The organism is Streptomyces sp. NPDC091416 (assembly GCF_044756845.1).
Lineage (GTDB): Bacteria > Actinomycetota > Actinomycetes > Streptomycetales > Streptomycetaceae > Streptomyces.
In genome coordinates this window covers 15,283-31,118 of sequence record NZ_JBIVTU010000011.1, presented here as the reverse complement: position 1 = coordinate 31,118, position 15,836 = coordinate 15,283, and the positions used below count along the sequence as shown (strand labels likewise).

Sequence of the window (15,836 nt, the reverse complement as noted above, 5' to 3'; positions counted from 1 at the left end):
CATCCCCCGGGCGAGCGTCCCCGCGGACCGGACGGGCGGTTCCGGGCCGAGAGTCCCCGACCGGCGGTTCCGGACCGGAAGCCCCCGGCCGAGTCCCCGACCCGCGGGGGCGCGCGGCTTCAGCTGCGCGGTGCGCGGGCCAGCTGGCGGGACTGGGCGACCAGCCGGTCCGCGCTGTCCCAGACGTCCGCGTCCTCCTCCAGGAAGCCGCCCGCCAGGTTGCGGGTGGTGATGGAGACGCGCAGCGGGCCCGGGGCCGGGCGGCAGCGGATGTGGGCGGTGAGCTCGATGGTCGGGGTCCAGCCCTTGAGCCCGAGCTCGAACGAGGTCGGCGGCAGCGCGTCCACGGTCAGGAGCAGTGACAGCGCGTCGGCGTCGCGGCCGTCCGCGAGCCCGAACCAGCCGCGCATCTCGCCCTTGCCGGACGGCTGTCCGATGGCCCAGCCGATGGTCGCCGGGTCGAGCTTGATGTCGAGCCGCTCGGTGATGGCGGAGCTGCCGGGGATCGGGGCGGGGCCGTCCGACGGTCCGAGGCAGTGCTCACGGGGAGGGATGGCCGGAGGTTCGGCCGAGGTACGGATCTCGTCGGTCAGGGCGTCCAGGTCGCCGTAGGTGGCGATGACCCGGATGCGCTCGACCTCGGTGCCGTCCTCGGCGTACTGGAAGAGGGAGGCCTGGCCGGTGGAGAGGGTGCGTCCGCTGCGGACGGTCTGGGTGCGGATCACCGCGGGGCCGGGAACGGACGCGGTGAGGTAGTGCGCGGAGACCGAGAAGGGATCCGCGTGCGGCAGGGCCTCACCGAGCGCGCGGCCGAGCATGGCCAGCAGATAGCCGCCGTTGACTGCGTGGATGATCGTCCAGCCCGCGGAGAGCTCGGCGTCGTAGACGCCTTCCTCGCGGAGGGTGACGGCGGTGTCCCGGTCGAACTCGCTGTCCCCGATGGTCGCCTGGGCGGTCGGTGCCGCCTGCGTCGCTGCCTGTGCCATGCAAGCACCGTACATCGATCTCATTACTGAGCGGTAGCTTTTTCTGTGGCCGAAACAGAAGACCCGGTGGCCGGGACGCACGGCCTATGGGTCTTCCGTCCGGACCGGGCCGGATCCCGCGAGCCCGGCATGATCCGGACGGGAGGCCCTCAGCCCTCGTCCGGCGTCGCCGAGCGACGGTTGTAGGCGCGGGGGGCCCGCCAGTGGTAGCGCAGCGCCAGCAGGCGCAGGACGAACGCCGTGATCACCGCGCAGCCGCTGGTGAAGGCGTTCAGGGCGTCGAAGCGGATGCAGAGCACGATCATGGCCGCCCCGACGATGGCGGGCACCGCGTACAGGTCACGGTCCCAGCGCAGCAGCGACGGCACCTCGTTGGCCAGCACGTCGCGCAGCACACCGCCGCCGACCGCGGTGGTCAGGCCCAGCGCCGCCGACGCGGTCAGTCCGAGGCCGTAGTCGTACGCCTTCACCGTCCCCGTCACGCAGAAGAGCCCGAGGCCGGCCGCGTCGAAGACGTTGACGCCGACCTGGATCCGTTCGACGTGCGGGTGCAGGAAGAAGACCAGGCCGGCGGCGAGCAGCGGGGTGGTGAAGTACCCGAGGTCCGTGAAGGCGGCGGGCGGCACCGCGCCGATGATCACGTCACGGAACAGCCCTCCGCCCAGCGCGGTCACCTCGGCGAGCACCGCGATGCCGAAGACATCGAAGTTCTTGCGTACGGCGAGCAGAGCGCCGGAGATCGCGAAGACGAAGATCCCGGCGATGTCGAGCGCATGCTGGACGGAGGGCGTGAACAGTTCGTTGAGCACCGGGCAATTGTGCCGGTCCTACTCCTTGGTGCTGTCCTCGGAGGCTCCCGAGGGTGTCGCGGCGGAATCCTCACTGCCGGTTTCGCCGTCGCCGTCGGGCGCGGACGCGGCGGACTCCTCCGTCGCGCCGGCCTCCGCTGGCGCCTCGGCCTCCTCGGCCGGAGCGCTCGCTTCCTCCGCCTCCGCGACCGGCGCCGTCGCGCCCGTCGACTTCACCGTGATGACGTCCGCGACGAGCGGAGCGTCCCCGGGCGCCAGATCCTCGCCGTTCTCCGGGTGGTGGCAGGCCACCTGGTGCCCGGTCTTCAGCTGGAGCAGCGGCGGCTCGGTCGTCCCGCAGATCTTCGTCGCCTTCCAGCACCGGGTGTGGAACCGGCAGCCGGTGGGCGGCGAGATCGGCGACGGCACATCGCCCTTGAGCAGGATGCGGTCGCTCTTGGCACCGCGCCGGCGCGGATCCGGCACGGGCACCGCGGACATCAGCGCCTTCGTGTACGGGTGCATCGGCGCCTCGTACAGCGACGTGCGGTCCGCGAGCTCGACGATCTTGCCGAGGTACATGACCGCGATCCGGTCCGAGACGTGCCGGATCACCGACAGGTCGTGCGCGATGATCATGTACGTGAGGCCGAGCTCGTCCTGGAGGTCGTCCAGCAGGTTGACCACCTGCGCCTGGATCGACACGTCGAGCGCCGAGACCGGCTCGTCCGCGACGACGAGCTTCGGCTTCAGCGCGAGCGCCCGGGCGATGCCGATGCGCTGGCGCTGACCGCCGGAGAACTCGTGCGGATAGCGGTTGTAGTGCTCGGGGTTGAGACCGACCAGCTCCAGCAGCCGCTGGACCTCCGCCTTCACGCCGCCCTCGGGCTTGACGCCCTGGAGCCGGAAGGGCGTGCCGACGATCCCGCCGACCGTGTGGCGCGGGTTCAGCGAGCCGTACGGGTCCTGGAAGATCATCTGGATGTCGCGGCGCATCGGCCGGAGCTTGCCCGCGGACATGTGGGTGATGTCGCGGCCCTGGAACTCGACCTTGCCGCCGGACGGCTCAAGGAGCCGGGTCACCAGGCGGCCCATGGTCGACTTTCCGCAGCCCGACTCGCCGACGACGCCCAGGGTCTCCCCGGGACGCACGTCGAAGGTGAGCCCGTCCACGGCCTGGACCGCGCCGACCTTGCGCTTCAGGATGCCCTTGGTGATCGGGAAGTGCTTGACCAGGCCGTCGACCTTGAGGAGCGGCTCGGGACCGGACCCGTCCGACCCGGCCGCGGCGGGCGCGGGAGTCTTCTTGTTCAGCTCAGTCACAGCTTCGGCGCAATCTCTTCGGTCCAGATCCGAGTCCGCTGCTCGCGCGACATGTGGCACGCGGAGTAGTGCCCGTCGCTGACCTGCTGCAGCTCCGGACGCTCGGTGCGGGTGATGTTGTCGGGCGGCACGTCGGCGTACGGGCAGCGCGGGTGGAAGGCGCAGCCCGACGGAACGTTGATGAGGCTGGGCGGCGATCCCTTGACCGGGATGAGCCGCTCGGTCTGCTCGCGGTCGATGCGGGGCATCGAGCCGAGCAGGCCCCAGGTGTAGGGGTGCTGCGGCTCGTAGAACACCTTCTCGGCCGTGCCGCGCTCGATGCACCGTCCCGCGTACATCACGAGCAGGTTGTCCGCGATCTCGGCGACCACGCCGAGGTCGTGGGTGATCATGACGACCGCGGAGCCGAACTCCTTCTGCAGGTCGCGGATGAGGTCGAGGATCTGCGCCTGGACGGTGACGTCGAGGGCGGTCGTCGGCTCGTCGGCGATGAGCAGCTGCGGGTTGTTGACCAGGGCCATCGCGATCATCGCGCGCTGACGCATACCGCCGGAGAACTGGTGCGGGTAGTCCTCGTAACGGCGGTGCGGCTCGGGGATGCCCACGCGGTCGAGCATCTCGATGGCGCGCTTCTTGGCGGCCTTCTTGTCGACCTTGTTGTGGACGCGGTGGGCCTCCACGATCTGCGCGCCGATGCTGTAGTACGGGTGCAGGGCGGAGAGCGGGTCCTGGAAGATCATGGCCATCTTCTGGCCGCGCAGCTTCCGTACGCGCTCGGGGCCCGAGCCGATGAGCTCCTCGCCGTCGAGCCAGATCTCGCCACCGATCCGGGCCCGCTCGGAGGTGTGCAGGCCCATGATCCCCAGCGAGGTCACGGACTTGCCGGAGCCGGATTCCCCGACGATGCCGAGGGTCTGGCCGGCCTCCAGGTCGAAGCTCACGCCGTCGACGGACTTGACCAGGCCGTCGTCGGTGTCGAAGTGGACGCTGAGGTTGCGTACCGAGAGGAACGCGTGGTCGTCGCCGGACCGCTGGGCCGGGACGGCATCCGCCGCCTGGGACTTCTTGGTTGCGCCGCTCATGAGAGCCTCACCCGGGGGTCGATCGCGGCGTACACGAGGTCCACCAGCAGGTTGCAGATGACGATGAAGAAGGCGGCGACCAGGGTCACGCCCATCACCTTGGGAAGGTCGGCGGTGGTCACGCCCTGGATGGCGAAGGCGCCCAGGCCCTGGAAGGAGAAGACCCGTTCGGTGATGACCGCGCCGCCCAGCAGCAGGGCGAAGTCCATTCCGAAGATCGTGATCAGCGGGGTGAGCGCGGAGCGCAGCCCGTGCTTGATGACGACCTTGCGTTCCTGGAGGCCCTTGGCCCGCGCGGTTCTGATGTAGTCCTCGCCCATCGTCTCCAGCATCCCGGCCCTGGTGAGCCGGGCGTAGAGCGCGGAGTAGAGCAGTGCGAGGGTGCACCAGGGCAGGACCAGACTGCTCGCCCAGGCGACCGGGTCGTCGGTGAACGGTACGTACTCCCCGTTGCCGAAGAGCGCCAGGACCACCAGACCGGTGAAGAACATCGGCAGCGAGACACCGGCGAGGGCGACGCCCATGGAGATGCGGTCGAAGAAGGAGCCCCGCTTCAGCGCGGAGACGACACCGATCGCGACACCGGACACCACCCAGATGACAGCGGCACCGACGGCCAGCGAGAGCGTGACCGGGATGCGGTCGACGAGCTGCGGCCAGATCTCGGTGTGCGTCTTGAACGAGTACCCGAAGCAGGGCGCGTTGCAGGTGACCGGGTCGGGGCCGAACTGGTACTCGGCGCCGACGACGATGCCCTTGATGAAGTGCCAGTACTGGAGATACAGGGGCTGGTCGAGCCCCAGGTTCTTCTTGACCGCTGCGATGACGTCGGGGTCGGGGCTCTTGCCGACGTACTGGGCGGCCATGGAGTCGAGGGTCTGCCCGCCGAGGCGGGGCACCAGGAAGAAGATCGCGAACGTGACTGCGCTGACCACCAGCAGCAGCAACACCGCGGCGAATACGCGTCGGATGATGTACGCAGCCACAGCCGTGCGGCGCCGGGCGGGCGGACGGGTCACGCCCGCCGGCCCGGCGCCTTCACCTGCCTTTCAGGGGATGCTTTTGATGAACAGGTGTTACTTGGTGGACGTCATGAGCACGTAGTCGTACATGCCGAGGTACGCGTCGGTGACGGTCACGTTCGCCGCGGAGGCCGGGCGGTACAGCAGGTTCTTGCGGTAGAAGAGCGGAACGACCGAGGCGTTCTCCATGACCTTCTGGTCGACCTCGCCCCACGTCGCGTTGCGCGCCGTGGTGTCGACGGTGCCGATGCCCTTGACCAGGAGCTCGTTGATCCCCTTGTCGTTGAGCTCCATCAGGTTCGTGCCGCCGGACGGCTTGATGGCCGAGCCGTTCACGATCTGGTCGAGGAAACCGAAGCCGGTCGGCCAGTCGGCACCCCAGGCCATCATCATCATGCCCGCGTTGTTCTTGTGGACCCAGTTCGGGACACCCGCGAAGTCGGTGAAGTACTTGTCCGCCGGGAACTGCTTGATCTCGGCGGTGATACCGATCGCCTTCAGGCTGCCCTGGAGCTGCGTGGCGGCGGTGACCTCGTCAGGACGGTCGGAACGTGCCGTCAGCGTGGTCTTGAAGCCGTCCGGGTGACCGCACTTGGCCAGGTGCTCCTTGGCCTTGGTCACGTCGCCCTTGCTGCCCTCGCTCGGGTACAGGTCGAACTTCTTGTAACCGGCGACGGTCGGGGGGATGACCGTGCTGGCCGGGTCGCCCTTGACCGAGCCGCCGATCGAGTCGACCATGCTCTGCTTGTCGACGGCGTACTGGACGGCCTTGCGGCACTCGGCGTTGTCGAACGGCTTCACGTTGACGTTCAGCGCCAGGTACTGCAGGGCGCCGGCGTACGGGTTGTCCGTCTTCGCCTTCTCGGACGCCTTGGCGAGCACCTTGGGCTGGGTCTTGGACTGCAGACCCGTGCCCGCGATGTCCGCGGTGGTGACGTCGTTGAGCAGGTGGTCGTCGACCGTGGTGGGGTTGACGTTGAACTTCAGCTCGATCTTGTCCGGCAGCGCCTTGCGGATCGGGTCCGTCTTGGCGTCCCACTCCGGGTTGCGGACGAGGGTCGCGCCCTTGCTCTCGTCGTACGCCGAGAACTTGTACGGACCCGAGGAGACCATCTTCTGCACGTAGCTGGCGCCCGTGTCGGCCTTCTGCTGGATCGGCGCCGTCTGCGAGAAGGCGGCGAGGTAGTCCATGTCGGCGAACGGCTTGCTGAGGTGGAAGACGATCGTCTGGTCGTCCGGCGTCTCGATGGACTTGAGGCCCTCGGCGGACTTGTCCTTGTACGGACCCTTGTACTTGTCGCCGCCCTCGAGGTACGCCTTGAAGTACGTCGGGCCGTTGGACAGGGCCTCCGGCGCGAAGTTGGAGCGCTCGACGGCGTACTTGACGTCCTTCGAGGTGATCTCGGTGCCGTCCTCGAACTTCACGCCCTTGCGGAGCGTGTACGTCCAGGTCTTGGCGTCCGCGCTGGCCTTGCCGAGGCCGGTGGCCAGGTCGGGAACGACCTGGAGGCTGTCCTTGCCGGCGGCCGGCTTGAAGGTCACCAGCGAACGCGCGTACAGGCGGGCGAAGTTCTGCACCCAGCCGTAGTACGTGTTACCGGGGTCCAGGGAGTCCGGGCCACTGGTGTGCTCGTACGTGACCGTCCCCCCCTTCTTGTCGGTCGCGTTGACGATGCTCGACAGGCCGGCGTCCGCCTTGGCGCTGCCGCCGCCGCCCTTGCCGCCGCTGTCCGAGTCGCCGCTGCACGCCGAGGCGCCGAGCGTGACCGCGACGGCCACGGCTATGGCGGCTGCTGTCTTTCTGTTCTGCATGGTGAGGAAAGCCCCCTCGCTAGTCCAGTGCGGCATTGCCGCGATTACTTGCCACGAGGGTCGAGTGCGTCACGCAGCCCGTCCCCCAGCAGATTGAAGGCCAGCACGGTGATGAAGATCGCCATACCGGGGATGACCATGAACATGGGGTCCACCTCGTAGAGGTCGACCGCCTGGGTGAGCATGCCGCCCCAGGACGCCTGCGGCGGCGCGATACCCACGCCGAGGAAGGACAGGGACGCCTCGAAGAGGATGTTCGTGGGGATCAGCAGCGTCGCGTACACGAGGATCGGCGCGATCAGGTTGGGCAGCAGCTCGCGGAAGAGGATGAACGGTCCGCGGGCGCCCAGCGATTTGGCCGCTTCGACGAACTCGCGCTCCCGGAGCGACAGGGTCTGCGCGCGGACGATGCGGCCGATGTAGGGCCAGCTGAAGAAGCCGATGACGAAGATCAGGACCGCGATCCGCAGTGTGAGCCCTTCCAGCCCAAAGGCGTTGCCCTGGAGGGAGGCGGAGATGGAGATCGCGAAGAGCAGCAGCGGGAAGGCGAGGAAGGTATCCATCAGCCGGCTGATGACGCCGTCCACCCAGCCGCCGTAGAACCCCGCCACGACGCCCATGACCACACCGATGACGACGGACAGCATCGTGGAGCCGACGGCGACCACGAGCGAGACCCAGGAGCCCTCGAGGATGCGCGCGAGGATGTCGCGGCCGGTCTGCGGCTCGACACCGAGCGGGTGGTCCAGGCTCATCCCGCCGAAGTCGCCCTTGGGCGCCAGCATGACGGGGTCGACCAGGCTCTGGTTGAACGCGTTGGGGTCGAGCCCCAGGAGCGACTGGAGCGGCTTCGACAGCACGGCGGCGAGGATCAGCAGCACGACAACGATGCCGCCGGCCATGGCCGCCTTGTCCCGCTTGAAGCGGGTCCAGGCGATGCGGCCGAGCGAGCGGCCCTCGATCTCCTTACGGCCCGCGCCTTCCAGCACCGCTTCGGGCTGTGCATCCGCCCTGGTGGTCTCGATAGGTGCCGTCATTGCGCTGGAGACCCCTCTCGGCCGGCGGTGGCCGGCCCATGACCGCCGCTGCAGCGGCTTCTTCAACCTGAATCGTGCGACGGTGCGCGGCCGTACGGGCCCTGCTCGTGAGTGGGGCGCGAAGGGCATGGAGCACCTGCTCCGTGGAGTCTTCAGCCCTTTTGCGATCACCCGCCAGACCTGACGGTGAATGTTTGCTCAAACGTGATGCGTTGAGTGATCTTCCGTTATCCGGACAGCTTGATCGAGTGAGCGGACTACTCGGCCGCTAATCCACCAGAACGGACATGACGCCCAACCGGCGCCATTGGGTGGCTATTTGGGTGACCGTGGCGGGCGCCTTGTCCGTCGAGGAGCCGTTTGTCCGGTCTGCGGGAAGGGCCCGGACGGGCTCAGTAGGCGCGCGGGGCGGGGCCCGGCGCCTGCGGGTATCCGTAACCGGGAGCGACGGCCGCGCCGCGGCCGGCCGGGGCGTGCGGCTCGCGGTCGTAGAACGGACGGGAGTTGACGCGCAGCCACATCGCGACCGGGTCGTACTCGTCGGCCATCGCGACGGTGGACACCGGGAGCCCTTCCGGGACCGTGCCGATGGACTGCTGCATCATCGCGCGCACGGCGTCGACGGACGGGCCGCTCGTGTCGTACAGATCGAGACCGATGGCGAGGTACGGGGCGCCGAGCGCGGGCTGCACCCAGGCGCGGCGCAGCGAGCGGATCGCGGGGGTGTGGTGGGCGTGCTGGGTGAGCTGGGCGTAGAACTGCGGGATCTCGATGCCGGGTTCACTGATCCGCAGCGGGCCGGCGGGCATCCGGTCCAGGCCGGTGGCGATCCGGCGCAGGTCCAGCCAGGGAATGCCGACTCCGCCGCCCGGCGCGTGCGGATTCAGCCAGATGCCCCAGCGGTCGGGGAACAGGGCGCGGGCGATGTCCCGGCCGCCGACGACCTCGTGGTCGCGGTTCCAGCCGCTGGCGGAGAGCTCCTGGGACGAGGTGACACAGGGGGCGTAGCCGAGGCCGTCGATCTCCATGTTGCCGTACTGGGCGTCGGGCGAGCCGGCCCGGCCGTGCCAGAGCAGCATCCAGATCCGGTCGGCCGCCAGTGCCTGGAGGAGGGCCTCGTACGCGTCGAAGCGCCCGGGCGTCACTTGGCGCAGCATGTGCTCGACCTGCCCGGCCGCCGCGCTGCCTGCCGCACTCACCCTGGGTCCCGCCCCTCTTCGATCCAACGTCTCGGCTGCCGCTCCCGGGCTCTCGGGGACGGCTCGGTGCCGAGGCACCAGCCATCAAACCAGCTTATGCGGCGGCCCTGACACCGACTTGACTCCGCGGGACCGGGCCGTCGTCACGCGGCGCCCCGGTCCCCGTGCCGTACCGCTATGCGGCGGGGCGCCGGTAGAAGGGCCGCACCCGTGCGCGCATCCAGTCGGCCACCGGGTCCTGGGCGACGTCGAGCAGCACCAGGTTGACCGGCCACGGCACCTCGACGCGCCCCAGGGCCCGGCCGAGGGCGTCCATGGGGGCGTTGCGCCCGGCACCGTCCCAGGTGGAGAACTCGATGCCGACGAAGAGGACGGGGTCGCCGCCCTCGATGCTGGCCAGGGCGCGGCGGGCGCTGAGCACGACGCCGCTCTCCTCGAACTCGCCGGCCGCGGCGGAGAGGAAGTCGACGGGCTCCTCCTGCCAGTCCGGTTCGTACAGGCGGACCCGGCCGCCGCTGGCCGGCCCGTCCAGTACGGTGCGCCCGGCCCGGCAGAGCTCGGCGACGGCGGGCGGCGGAAGCGGCACACCGACCGCGCCGCCCGGGTTCACCGCGATGCCGAGCTGCGGGGGCAGGCCCCGGGCGAACTCGCGTGCGGGGGCCACGGTGAACGACATGTGCGCGCCGACGACGGTGAGGAACTGCTGTTCGGAGCTGAACACGGGGACGTACGGGGCGCCCTCGACGTCCAGCGTCGGAAGATCCAGGTCGGTGGCGTCCGGCGAGCCGCCGTTGGGCAGGGGCACCCAGAGGTGGCTGCGGCCCAGCACCTCCACCAGCCGGCCGCCCGCCTCGGGGCTGCCGAGCGAGGCGCTCAGTACTTCTTCGAGCTCGTTGGCCGGCCATCCGCCCTGCGGATGGGGCCCGGCCGGTGCCGGAATGTCCACTGTTTCCCTCTCTCACCCCATGTCGTGCAGCAAGAGGTTAACGCCGCGGCCCCGCATACCCGCCAGTCGCCCACCGGCTGTCCAGCCATCGGACAGGACGTTCTCAGGCCTCACTCTGTGCGTCTGCGAATGTGATCCGCGCCAGCAGGCCCGCCGCTTCCCGGTCCAGCAGCACGGCCGAGGCGCAGCCGAGCGGCAGCAGGCCCGACTCGGTTTCCCTCAGGAGGCGTCCCACGGCCTTGCGGTGCCGGGCGAAGGCGTATCCGGACACCCCGCGTCCGCGTTCGCGCTGGCCCTCCCGCGCCGCCCGCGGGGTGACGTCGAGGAGGACGAGGTGCAGGGTGCGCCCGCGGCGCCGGGCGTCGCGGGCCAGCCAGCCCCGCACCCAGGCCTGGGTGCCGCAGTCGTGGACGACGACGGAGGCGCCGGAGCGCAGCACCCGCCACAGCCCCCAGTAGTGGGCGACGCGGACGAGCGGGCGGTACAGGGCGTACGGGAGTAAGCGGGGCAGCCGGGCGGCCCAGCGGTCCCTAGTGTCCTGGGAGTCGATGGCGTGCGCCGAGACGGCCCGGGCGATGAGCGTCGACTTGCCGCTGCCGGGCAGCCCGGAGACCACCACCACATCGCCGGCCGTGAAGTGCAGAGCGCGGGGGCTGCGCCCGTCCCGCTGCCGCAGGTCCCGTACGACGGGCGCGTGCGGGCCCACGATCTCCCTGGCCGGCGCCCCCGGCTGCGCGGGCAGTGCGCCGTGCGCGACCCCCGCGGTCGTCGCGTACCGCTGCAACGTCATCGCCCTCCCCCTGTCGGCTGACCCACACCTGCCCAAGAAGTGTAAAGAAAAGGTAATGCGGCACAACCGTCCGACCCGCCGGATCCCCCAGGAGACCTGCATCGGCACCGGCCCCCCACTCTCCCGCAATGCGTGCGATGATGACCCCGTCAACTGCATAAAGGCCGCTCGAATCCGCGCGGGAGAGTCCCGGCCCCGTGCCGGGCGCCGAAGGAGCAAGTTCCTCCCTTGAATCTCTCAGGCCCCGTACCGCGTGGATGAGGCAGATCTGAAAAGCGAGTCGCCCCGGCGACTCCACCCAAGGTGCAAGCCGAACCCCTGCGGGGTCTCTCGGCGAACCTCTCAGGTTCCGATGACAGATGGGGAGGGATCGTCCTCGTCGTCATGCCCTGGGAGCCTTCATCCATGAGCACCGCCCCCCGTCTCACCGCCCTCGATGCCCTGCACCGTCTCCTGGGCGCCACCATGACCGACTTCGCGGGCTGGGACATGCCGCTGCGCTACGCAAGTGAGCGCGACGAGCACAACGCCGTACGGACGCGGGCCGGTCTCTTCGACCTCTCCCACATGGGCGAGATCACCGTCACCGGCCCCCAGGCCGTCGACCTGCTGAACTTCGCGCTCGTCGGCAACATCGGCACCGTCTCCGCGGGCCGCGCCCGCTACACGATGATCTGCGCCGAGGACGGCGGCATCCTGGACGACCTCATCGTCTACCGCCTCGCGGAGACCGAGTACATGGTGGTCGCCAACGCGGGCAACGCCCAGATCGTCCTGGACGCGCTGACCGCGCGCGCCGAGGGCTTCGACGCCGAGGTCCGCGACGACCGCGACGCGTACGCGCTGCTCGCCGTCCAGGGCCCCGAGTCCCCCGCCATCCTGGCCGCCGTCACCGACGCCGACCTGGACGGCCTGAAGTACTACGCCGGGCTGCCCGGCACGGTCGCCGGGGTCCCCGCGCTCATCGCCCGTACCGGCTACACCGGCGAGGACGGCTTCGAGCTGTTCGTCGCGCCCGCCCACGCCGAGCAGCTGTGGAAGGCCCTCACCGAGGCCGGCGCCTCCCGTGGCCTGATCCCGTGCGGGCTCTCCTGCCGCGACACGCTGCGCCTGGAGGCCGGCATGCCGCTGTACGGGCACGAGCTGACCACGGCGCTGACGCCGTTCGACGCCGGTCTGGGCCGGGTCGTGAAGTTCGAGAAGGAGGGCGACTTCGTCGGCCGCAAGGCCCTGGAGGCCGCCGCCGAGCGCGCCGAGACCGCGCCGCCCCGCAAGCTCGTCGGCCTGGTGGCCGAGGGCCGCCGGGTGCCGCGCGCCGGGTTCTCCGTCGTCGCGGACGGCCAGGTCATCGGCGAGGTCACCTCGGGCGCGCCCTCGCCCACGCTCGGCAAGCCGATCGCCATGGCGTATGTCGACGCCGCGCACGCCACGCCCGGCACCCAGGGCGTCGGCGTCGACATCCGGGGCAGCCACGAGCCGTACGAGGTCGTGGCGCTGCCGTTCTACAAGCGGCAGAAGTAGCTTCCGCGCACGTCGAGAAGTGACGCAGTCGCGTCTCACACCGTAAGACCACCGTTCATCAGCACTCCCCCGCGTACAGGAGAATTCAGGTCATGAGCAACCCCCAGCAGCTGCGGTACAGCAAGGAGCACGAGTGGCTGTCGGCCGTCGAGGACGGTGTGGCCACGATCGGCATCACGGAGTACGCGGCCAACGCGCTCGGTGACGTCGTCTACGCCCAGCTCCCCGAGGTCGGTGACACGGTGACCGCGGGCGAGACCTGCGGCGAGCTGGAGTCGACCAAGTCGGTCAGCGACCTGTACTCGCCGGTGACCGGCGAGGTCACGGCCGCGAACGCGGACGTCGTGGACGACCCGTCGCTGGTGAACTCCGCTCCGTTCGAAGGCGGCTGGCTGTTCAAGGTACGCGTCACGGATGAGCCCGCCGATCTGCTCTCCGCCGACGAGTACACCGCGTTCTCCGGCAACTAAAGACCCCAAGGGACCACCTGATGTCGCTTCTGAACTCCTCCCTCCACGAGCTGGACCCGGACGTCGCCGCCGCTGTCGACGCCGAGCTCCACCGTCAGCAGTCCACCCTCGAGATGATCGCCTCGGAGAACTTCGCTCCGGTCGCGGTCATGGAGGCCCAGGGCTCCGTCCTGACCAACAAGTACGCCGAGGGCTACCCCGGCCGCCGCTACTACGGCGGCTGCGAGCACGTCGACGTGGTCGAGCAGATCGCGATCGACCGCATCAAGGCGCTCTTCGGCGCCGAGGCCGCGAACGTGCAGCCGCACTCCGGTGCGCAGGCCAACGCCGCCGCGATGTTCGCGCTGCTGAAGCCGGGCGACACGATCATGGGCCTGAACCTGGCCCACGGCGGTCACCTGACCCACGGCATGAAGATCAACTTCTCCGGCAAGCTGTACAACGTGGTCCCGTACCACGTCGACGACACGGGTGTCGTCGACATGGCCGAGGTCGAGCGCCTCGCCAAGGAGTCCAAGCCGAAGCTGATCGTGGCCGGCTGGTCCGCCTACCCCCGTCAGCTGGACTTCGCCGCCTTCCGCCGCATCGCGGACGAGGTCGGCGCGTACCTGATGGTCGACATGGCGCACTTCGCCGGTCTGGTCGCCGCGGGCCTGCACCCCAACCCGGTGCCGCACGCCCACGTCGTCACCACCACCACGCACAAGACCCTCGGCGGTCCGCGCGGCGGCGTGATCCTCTCCACCCAGGAGCTCGCCAAGAAGATCAACTCGGCGGTGTTCCCGGGACAGCAGGGCGGCCCGCTGGAGCACGTGATCGCGGCCAAGGCCGTCTCGTTCAAGGTGGCGGCGACCGAGGAGTTCAAGGAGCGCCAGCAGCGCACCCTGGACGGCGCCCGCATCCTGGCCGAGCGCCTGGTCCAGCCGGACGTCACCGAGGTCGGTGTCTCCGTCCTGTCCGGCGGTACGGACGTGCACCTGGTCCTCGTCGACCTGCGCAACTCCGAGCTGGACGGCCAGCAGGCCGAGGACCGGCTCCACGAGCTGGGCATCACGGTCAACCGCAACGCCATCCCCAACGACCCGCGGCCGCCCATGGTCACCTCGGGTCTGCGGATCGGCACGCCGGCGCTCGCCACCCGCGGTTTCCAGGGCGAGGACTTCACCGAGGTCGCCGAGATCATCGCGTCGGCGCTGAAGCCGTCGTACGACGCGGACGACCTGAAGGCCCGCGTCGTCGCGCTCGCCGACAAGTTCCCGCTGTACCCCGGTGTGAAGTAGCCGGACCGGCTCGTTTGCACGTCGGGGCGGGGCACCGCGCACACTGAACAGTGAGCGCGGTGCCCCATCCCTTGCCCCCGCTCCCTTGTCCCGCTCTTCGGGCCCACCCCGCCCGTACCGCACCACCCGGCAGACAACGGCGTCTACCAACCCTTAGGAGTCACCCGTGGCCATCTCGGTCTTCGACCTGTTCTCGATCGGCATCGGCCCGTCCAGCTCCCATACGGTCGGCCCCATGCGCGCGGCCCGTATGTTCGCGCGCCGGCTGAAGAACGAGGGCCTGCTGGCCCACACCGCCTCGATACGCGCCGAGCTCTTCGGCTCGCTCGGCGCGACCGGCCACGGCCACGGCACCCCCAAGGCCGTGCTGCTCGGCCTGGAGGGCGAGTCCCCCCGTACCGTCGACGTCGAAACGGCCGACGACCGGGTGGACGCCATCCGCTCCACCGGCCGGATCAACATCCTCGGCATGCACGAGATCGCCTTCGACGCCGACAAGCAGCTGGTCCTGCACCGCCGCAAGAGGCTGCCGTACCACGCCAACGGCATGACCGTCTTCGCGTACGACCACGAGGGCGCCCCGCTCCTGGAGAAGACGTACTACTCGGTCGGCGGCGGCTTCGTCGTGGACGAGGACGCGGTGGGCGAGGACCGGATCGTCCCCGACGACACGGCACTCAGGCACCCCTTCCGCACCGGCGACGAGCTGCTGCGCCTCGCCCGGGACACGGGTCTGTCGATCTCCTCCCTGATGCTGGAGAACGAGCGCGCCTGGCGCACCGAGGACGAGATCCGCTCCGGGCTGCTCGACATCTGGCGCGCCATGCAGGCATGCGTCTCCCGCGGCATGTCCCGCGAGGGCATCCTGCCCGGCGGCCTCAAGGTCCGCCGCCGCGCCGCGAACACCGCCCGCCAGCTGCGCGCCGAGGGCGACCCGCAGACCCACGCGATGGAGTGGATCACCCTCTACGCGATGGCGGTCAACGAGGAGAACGCCGCGGGCGGCCGCGTCGTCACCGCCCCGACGAACGGCGCGGCCGGCATCATCCCGGCGGTGCTGCACTACTACATGAACTTCGCGGCCGGCGGCGCCACCGAGGCGGAGAAGGACGACAGCATCGTCCGCTTCCTCCTGGCGGCCGGCGCCATCGGCATGCTGTTCAAGGAGAACGCCTCCATCTCCGGCGCCGAGGTCGGCTGCCAGGGCGAGGTCGGCTCCGCCTGCTCGATGGCCGCGGGCGCCCTGGCCGAGGTCCTGGGCGGCACCCCGGAACAGGTCGAGAACGCCGCGGAGATCGGCATGGAGCACAACCTCGGCCTGACCTGCGACCCGGTCGGCGGCCTCGTCCAGATCCCGTGCATCGAGCGCAACGGCATGGCGGCGGTGAAGGCCGTCACCGCGGCCAAGATGGCGCTGCGCGGCGACGGCAGCCACAAGGTCTCCCTCGACAAGGTCATCAAGACCATGAAGGAGACGGGTGCCGACATGAGCGTCAAGTACAAGGAGACCGCGCGCGGCGGCCTCGCGGTGAACATCATCGAGTGCTGAGGTCCGAGCCCTGAGCAGATCGGTCCCGCCC

Annotated in this window: 14 protein-coding genes and 1 riboswitch; of the genes, 4 read left to right on the top strand and 10 right to left on the bottom strand. The window is 69.9% G+C overall.

What is annotated here, in order from left to right:
• Positions 1-119: 119 nt before the first annotated feature.
• From ACIQMX_RS28955 to ACIQMX_RS28910, 10 genes are all read right to left on the bottom strand, one after another.
• Positions 120-986, bottom strand: a complete 867-nt coding sequence (locus ACIQMX_RS28955; RefSeq protein WP_363067899.1) for a thioesterase family protein — start codon at positions 984-986, stop codon at positions 120-122.
• Positions 987-1,135: 149 nt separating this feature from the next.
• Positions 1,136-1,795, bottom strand: a complete 660-nt coding sequence (locus ACIQMX_RS28950) for a trimeric intracellular cation channel family protein (protein WP_363067901.1) — start codon at positions 1,793-1,795, stop codon at positions 1,136-1,138.
• 18 nt (positions 1,796-1,813) lie between these two features.
• Positions 1,814-3,097, bottom strand: coding sequence for a dipeptide ABC transporter ATP-binding protein (locus ACIQMX_RS28945; protein WP_363067903.1), 1,284 nt, complete (start codon positions 3,095-3,097; stop codon positions 1,814-1,816).
• The gene (locus tag ACIQMX_RS28940; protein WP_402482449.1) at positions 3,094-4,179 is read right to left on the bottom strand and encodes an ABC transporter ATP-binding protein; all 1,086 of its coding nucleotides are present in this window, start codon (positions 4,177-4,179) and stop codon (positions 3,094-3,096) included. The genes ACIQMX_RS28945 and ACIQMX_RS28940 overlap by 4 nt, the downstream gene beginning before the upstream one ends.
• Positions 4,176-5,165: an ABC transporter permease gene (locus ACIQMX_RS28935; RefSeq protein ID WP_363068002.1), complete on the bottom strand. Its 990-nt coding sequence runs from the start codon at positions 5,163-5,165 to the stop codon at positions 4,176-4,178. The genes ACIQMX_RS28940 and ACIQMX_RS28935 overlap by 4 nt, the downstream gene beginning before the upstream one ends.
• Before the next feature lie 90 nt (positions 5,166-5,255).
• The gene (locus ACIQMX_RS28930) at positions 5,256-7,013 is read right to left on the bottom strand and encodes an ABC transporter substrate-binding protein (protein ID WP_402482446.1); all 1,758 of its coding nucleotides are present in this window, start codon (positions 7,011-7,013) and stop codon (positions 5,256-5,258) included.
• Between the two features lie 44 nt (positions 7,014-7,057).
• Entirely contained in the window at positions 7,058-8,050 is a 993-nt protein-coding gene (locus ACIQMX_RS28925) for an ABC transporter permease (protein WP_219571117.1), read from the bottom strand.
• Between the two features lie 392 nt (positions 8,051-8,442).
• On the bottom strand, positions 8,443-9,249 hold the full coding sequence (locus ACIQMX_RS28920; RefSeq protein ID WP_363067909.1) for an enhanced serine sensitivity protein SseB C-terminal domain-containing protein: 807 nt from the start codon (positions 9,247-9,249) through the stop codon (positions 8,443-8,445).
• Between the two features lie 175 nt (positions 9,250-9,424).
• A complete protein-coding gene (locus tag ACIQMX_RS28915) occupies positions 9,425-10,195 on the bottom strand; it encodes an enhanced serine sensitivity protein SseB (RefSeq protein WP_402482442.1) in 771 nt (256 codons plus the stop codon).
• A 103-nt stretch (positions 10,196-10,298) separates the two neighbouring features.
• Positions 10,299-10,985 carry an AAA family ATPase gene (locus tag ACIQMX_RS28910; RefSeq protein WP_363067913.1) on the bottom strand — a complete coding sequence of 229 codons (687 nt, stop codon included), beginning with the start codon at positions 10,983-10,985 and terminating at the stop codon, positions 10,299-10,301.
• 169 nt (positions 10,986-11,154) lie between these two features.
• Positions 11,155-11,247, top strand: a riboswitch (glycine riboswitch).
• 143 nt (positions 11,248-11,390) lie between these two features.
• Here ACIQMX_RS28910 and gcvT point away from each other — a divergent pair.
• From gcvT to ACIQMX_RS28890, 4 genes are all read left to right on the top strand, one after another.
• Positions 11,391-12,506 (top strand): glycine cleavage system aminomethyltransferase GcvT, encoded by a 1,116-nt coding sequence (gene gcvT / locus ACIQMX_RS28905; protein WP_363067915.1) that lies wholly within the window; start codon positions 11,391-11,393, stop codon positions 12,504-12,506.
• A gap of 92 nt (positions 12,507-12,598) precedes the next feature.
• Complete coding sequence (gene gcvH / locus ACIQMX_RS28900) at positions 12,599-12,976, top strand: glycine cleavage system protein GcvH (RefSeq protein WP_363067917.1); 378 nt, start codon at positions 12,599-12,601, stop codon at positions 12,974-12,976.
• A 20-nt stretch (positions 12,977-12,996) separates the two neighbouring features.
• A complete protein-coding gene (gene glyA, locus ACIQMX_RS28895; RefSeq protein WP_363067919.1) occupies positions 12,997-14,256 on the top strand; it encodes a serine hydroxymethyltransferase in 1,260 nt (419 codons plus the stop codon).
• A gap of 166 nt (positions 14,257-14,422) precedes the next feature.
• Positions 14,423-15,805: an L-serine ammonia-lyase gene (locus ACIQMX_RS28890; RefSeq protein ID WP_363067921.1), complete on the top strand. Its 1,383-nt coding sequence runs from the start codon at positions 14,423-14,425 to the stop codon at positions 15,803-15,805.
• Positions 15,806-15,836: the final 31 nt, after the last annotated feature.

Excerpts from the sequence above, each read along its gene's own strand:
- ACIQMX_RS28940 (WP_402482449.1), bottom strand. The coding sequence starts at position 4,179 with ATGAGCGGCGCAACCAAGAAGTCCCAGGCGGCGGATGCCGTCCCGGCC.
- ACIQMX_RS28910 (WP_363067913.1), bottom strand. The coding sequence starts at position 10,985 with ATGACGTTGCAGCGGTACGCGACGACCGCGGGGGTCGCGCACGGCGCA.
- ACIQMX_RS28925 (WP_219571117.1), bottom strand. The coding sequence starts at position 8,050 with ATGACGGCACCTATCGAGACCACCAGGGCGGATGCACAGCCCGAAGCG.
- gcvT (WP_363067915.1), top strand. The coding sequence starts at position 11,391 with ATGAGCACCGCCCCCCGTCTCACCGCCCTCGATGCCCTGCACCGTCTC.
- ACIQMX_RS28955 (WP_363067899.1), bottom strand. The coding sequence starts at position 986 with ATGGCACAGGCAGCGACGCAGGCGGCACCGACCGCCCAGGCGACCATC.
- ACIQMX_RS28930 (WP_402482446.1), bottom strand. The coding sequence starts at position 7,013 with ATGCAGAACAGAAAGACAGCAGCCGCCATAGCCGTGGCCGTCGCGGTC.
- glyA (WP_363067919.1), top strand. The coding sequence starts at position 12,997 with ATGTCGCTTCTGAACTCCTCCCTCCACGAGCTGGACCCGGACGTCGCC.
- gcvH (WP_363067917.1), top strand. The coding sequence starts at position 12,599 with ATGAGCAACCCCCAGCAGCTGCGGTACAGCAAGGAGCACGAGTGGCTG.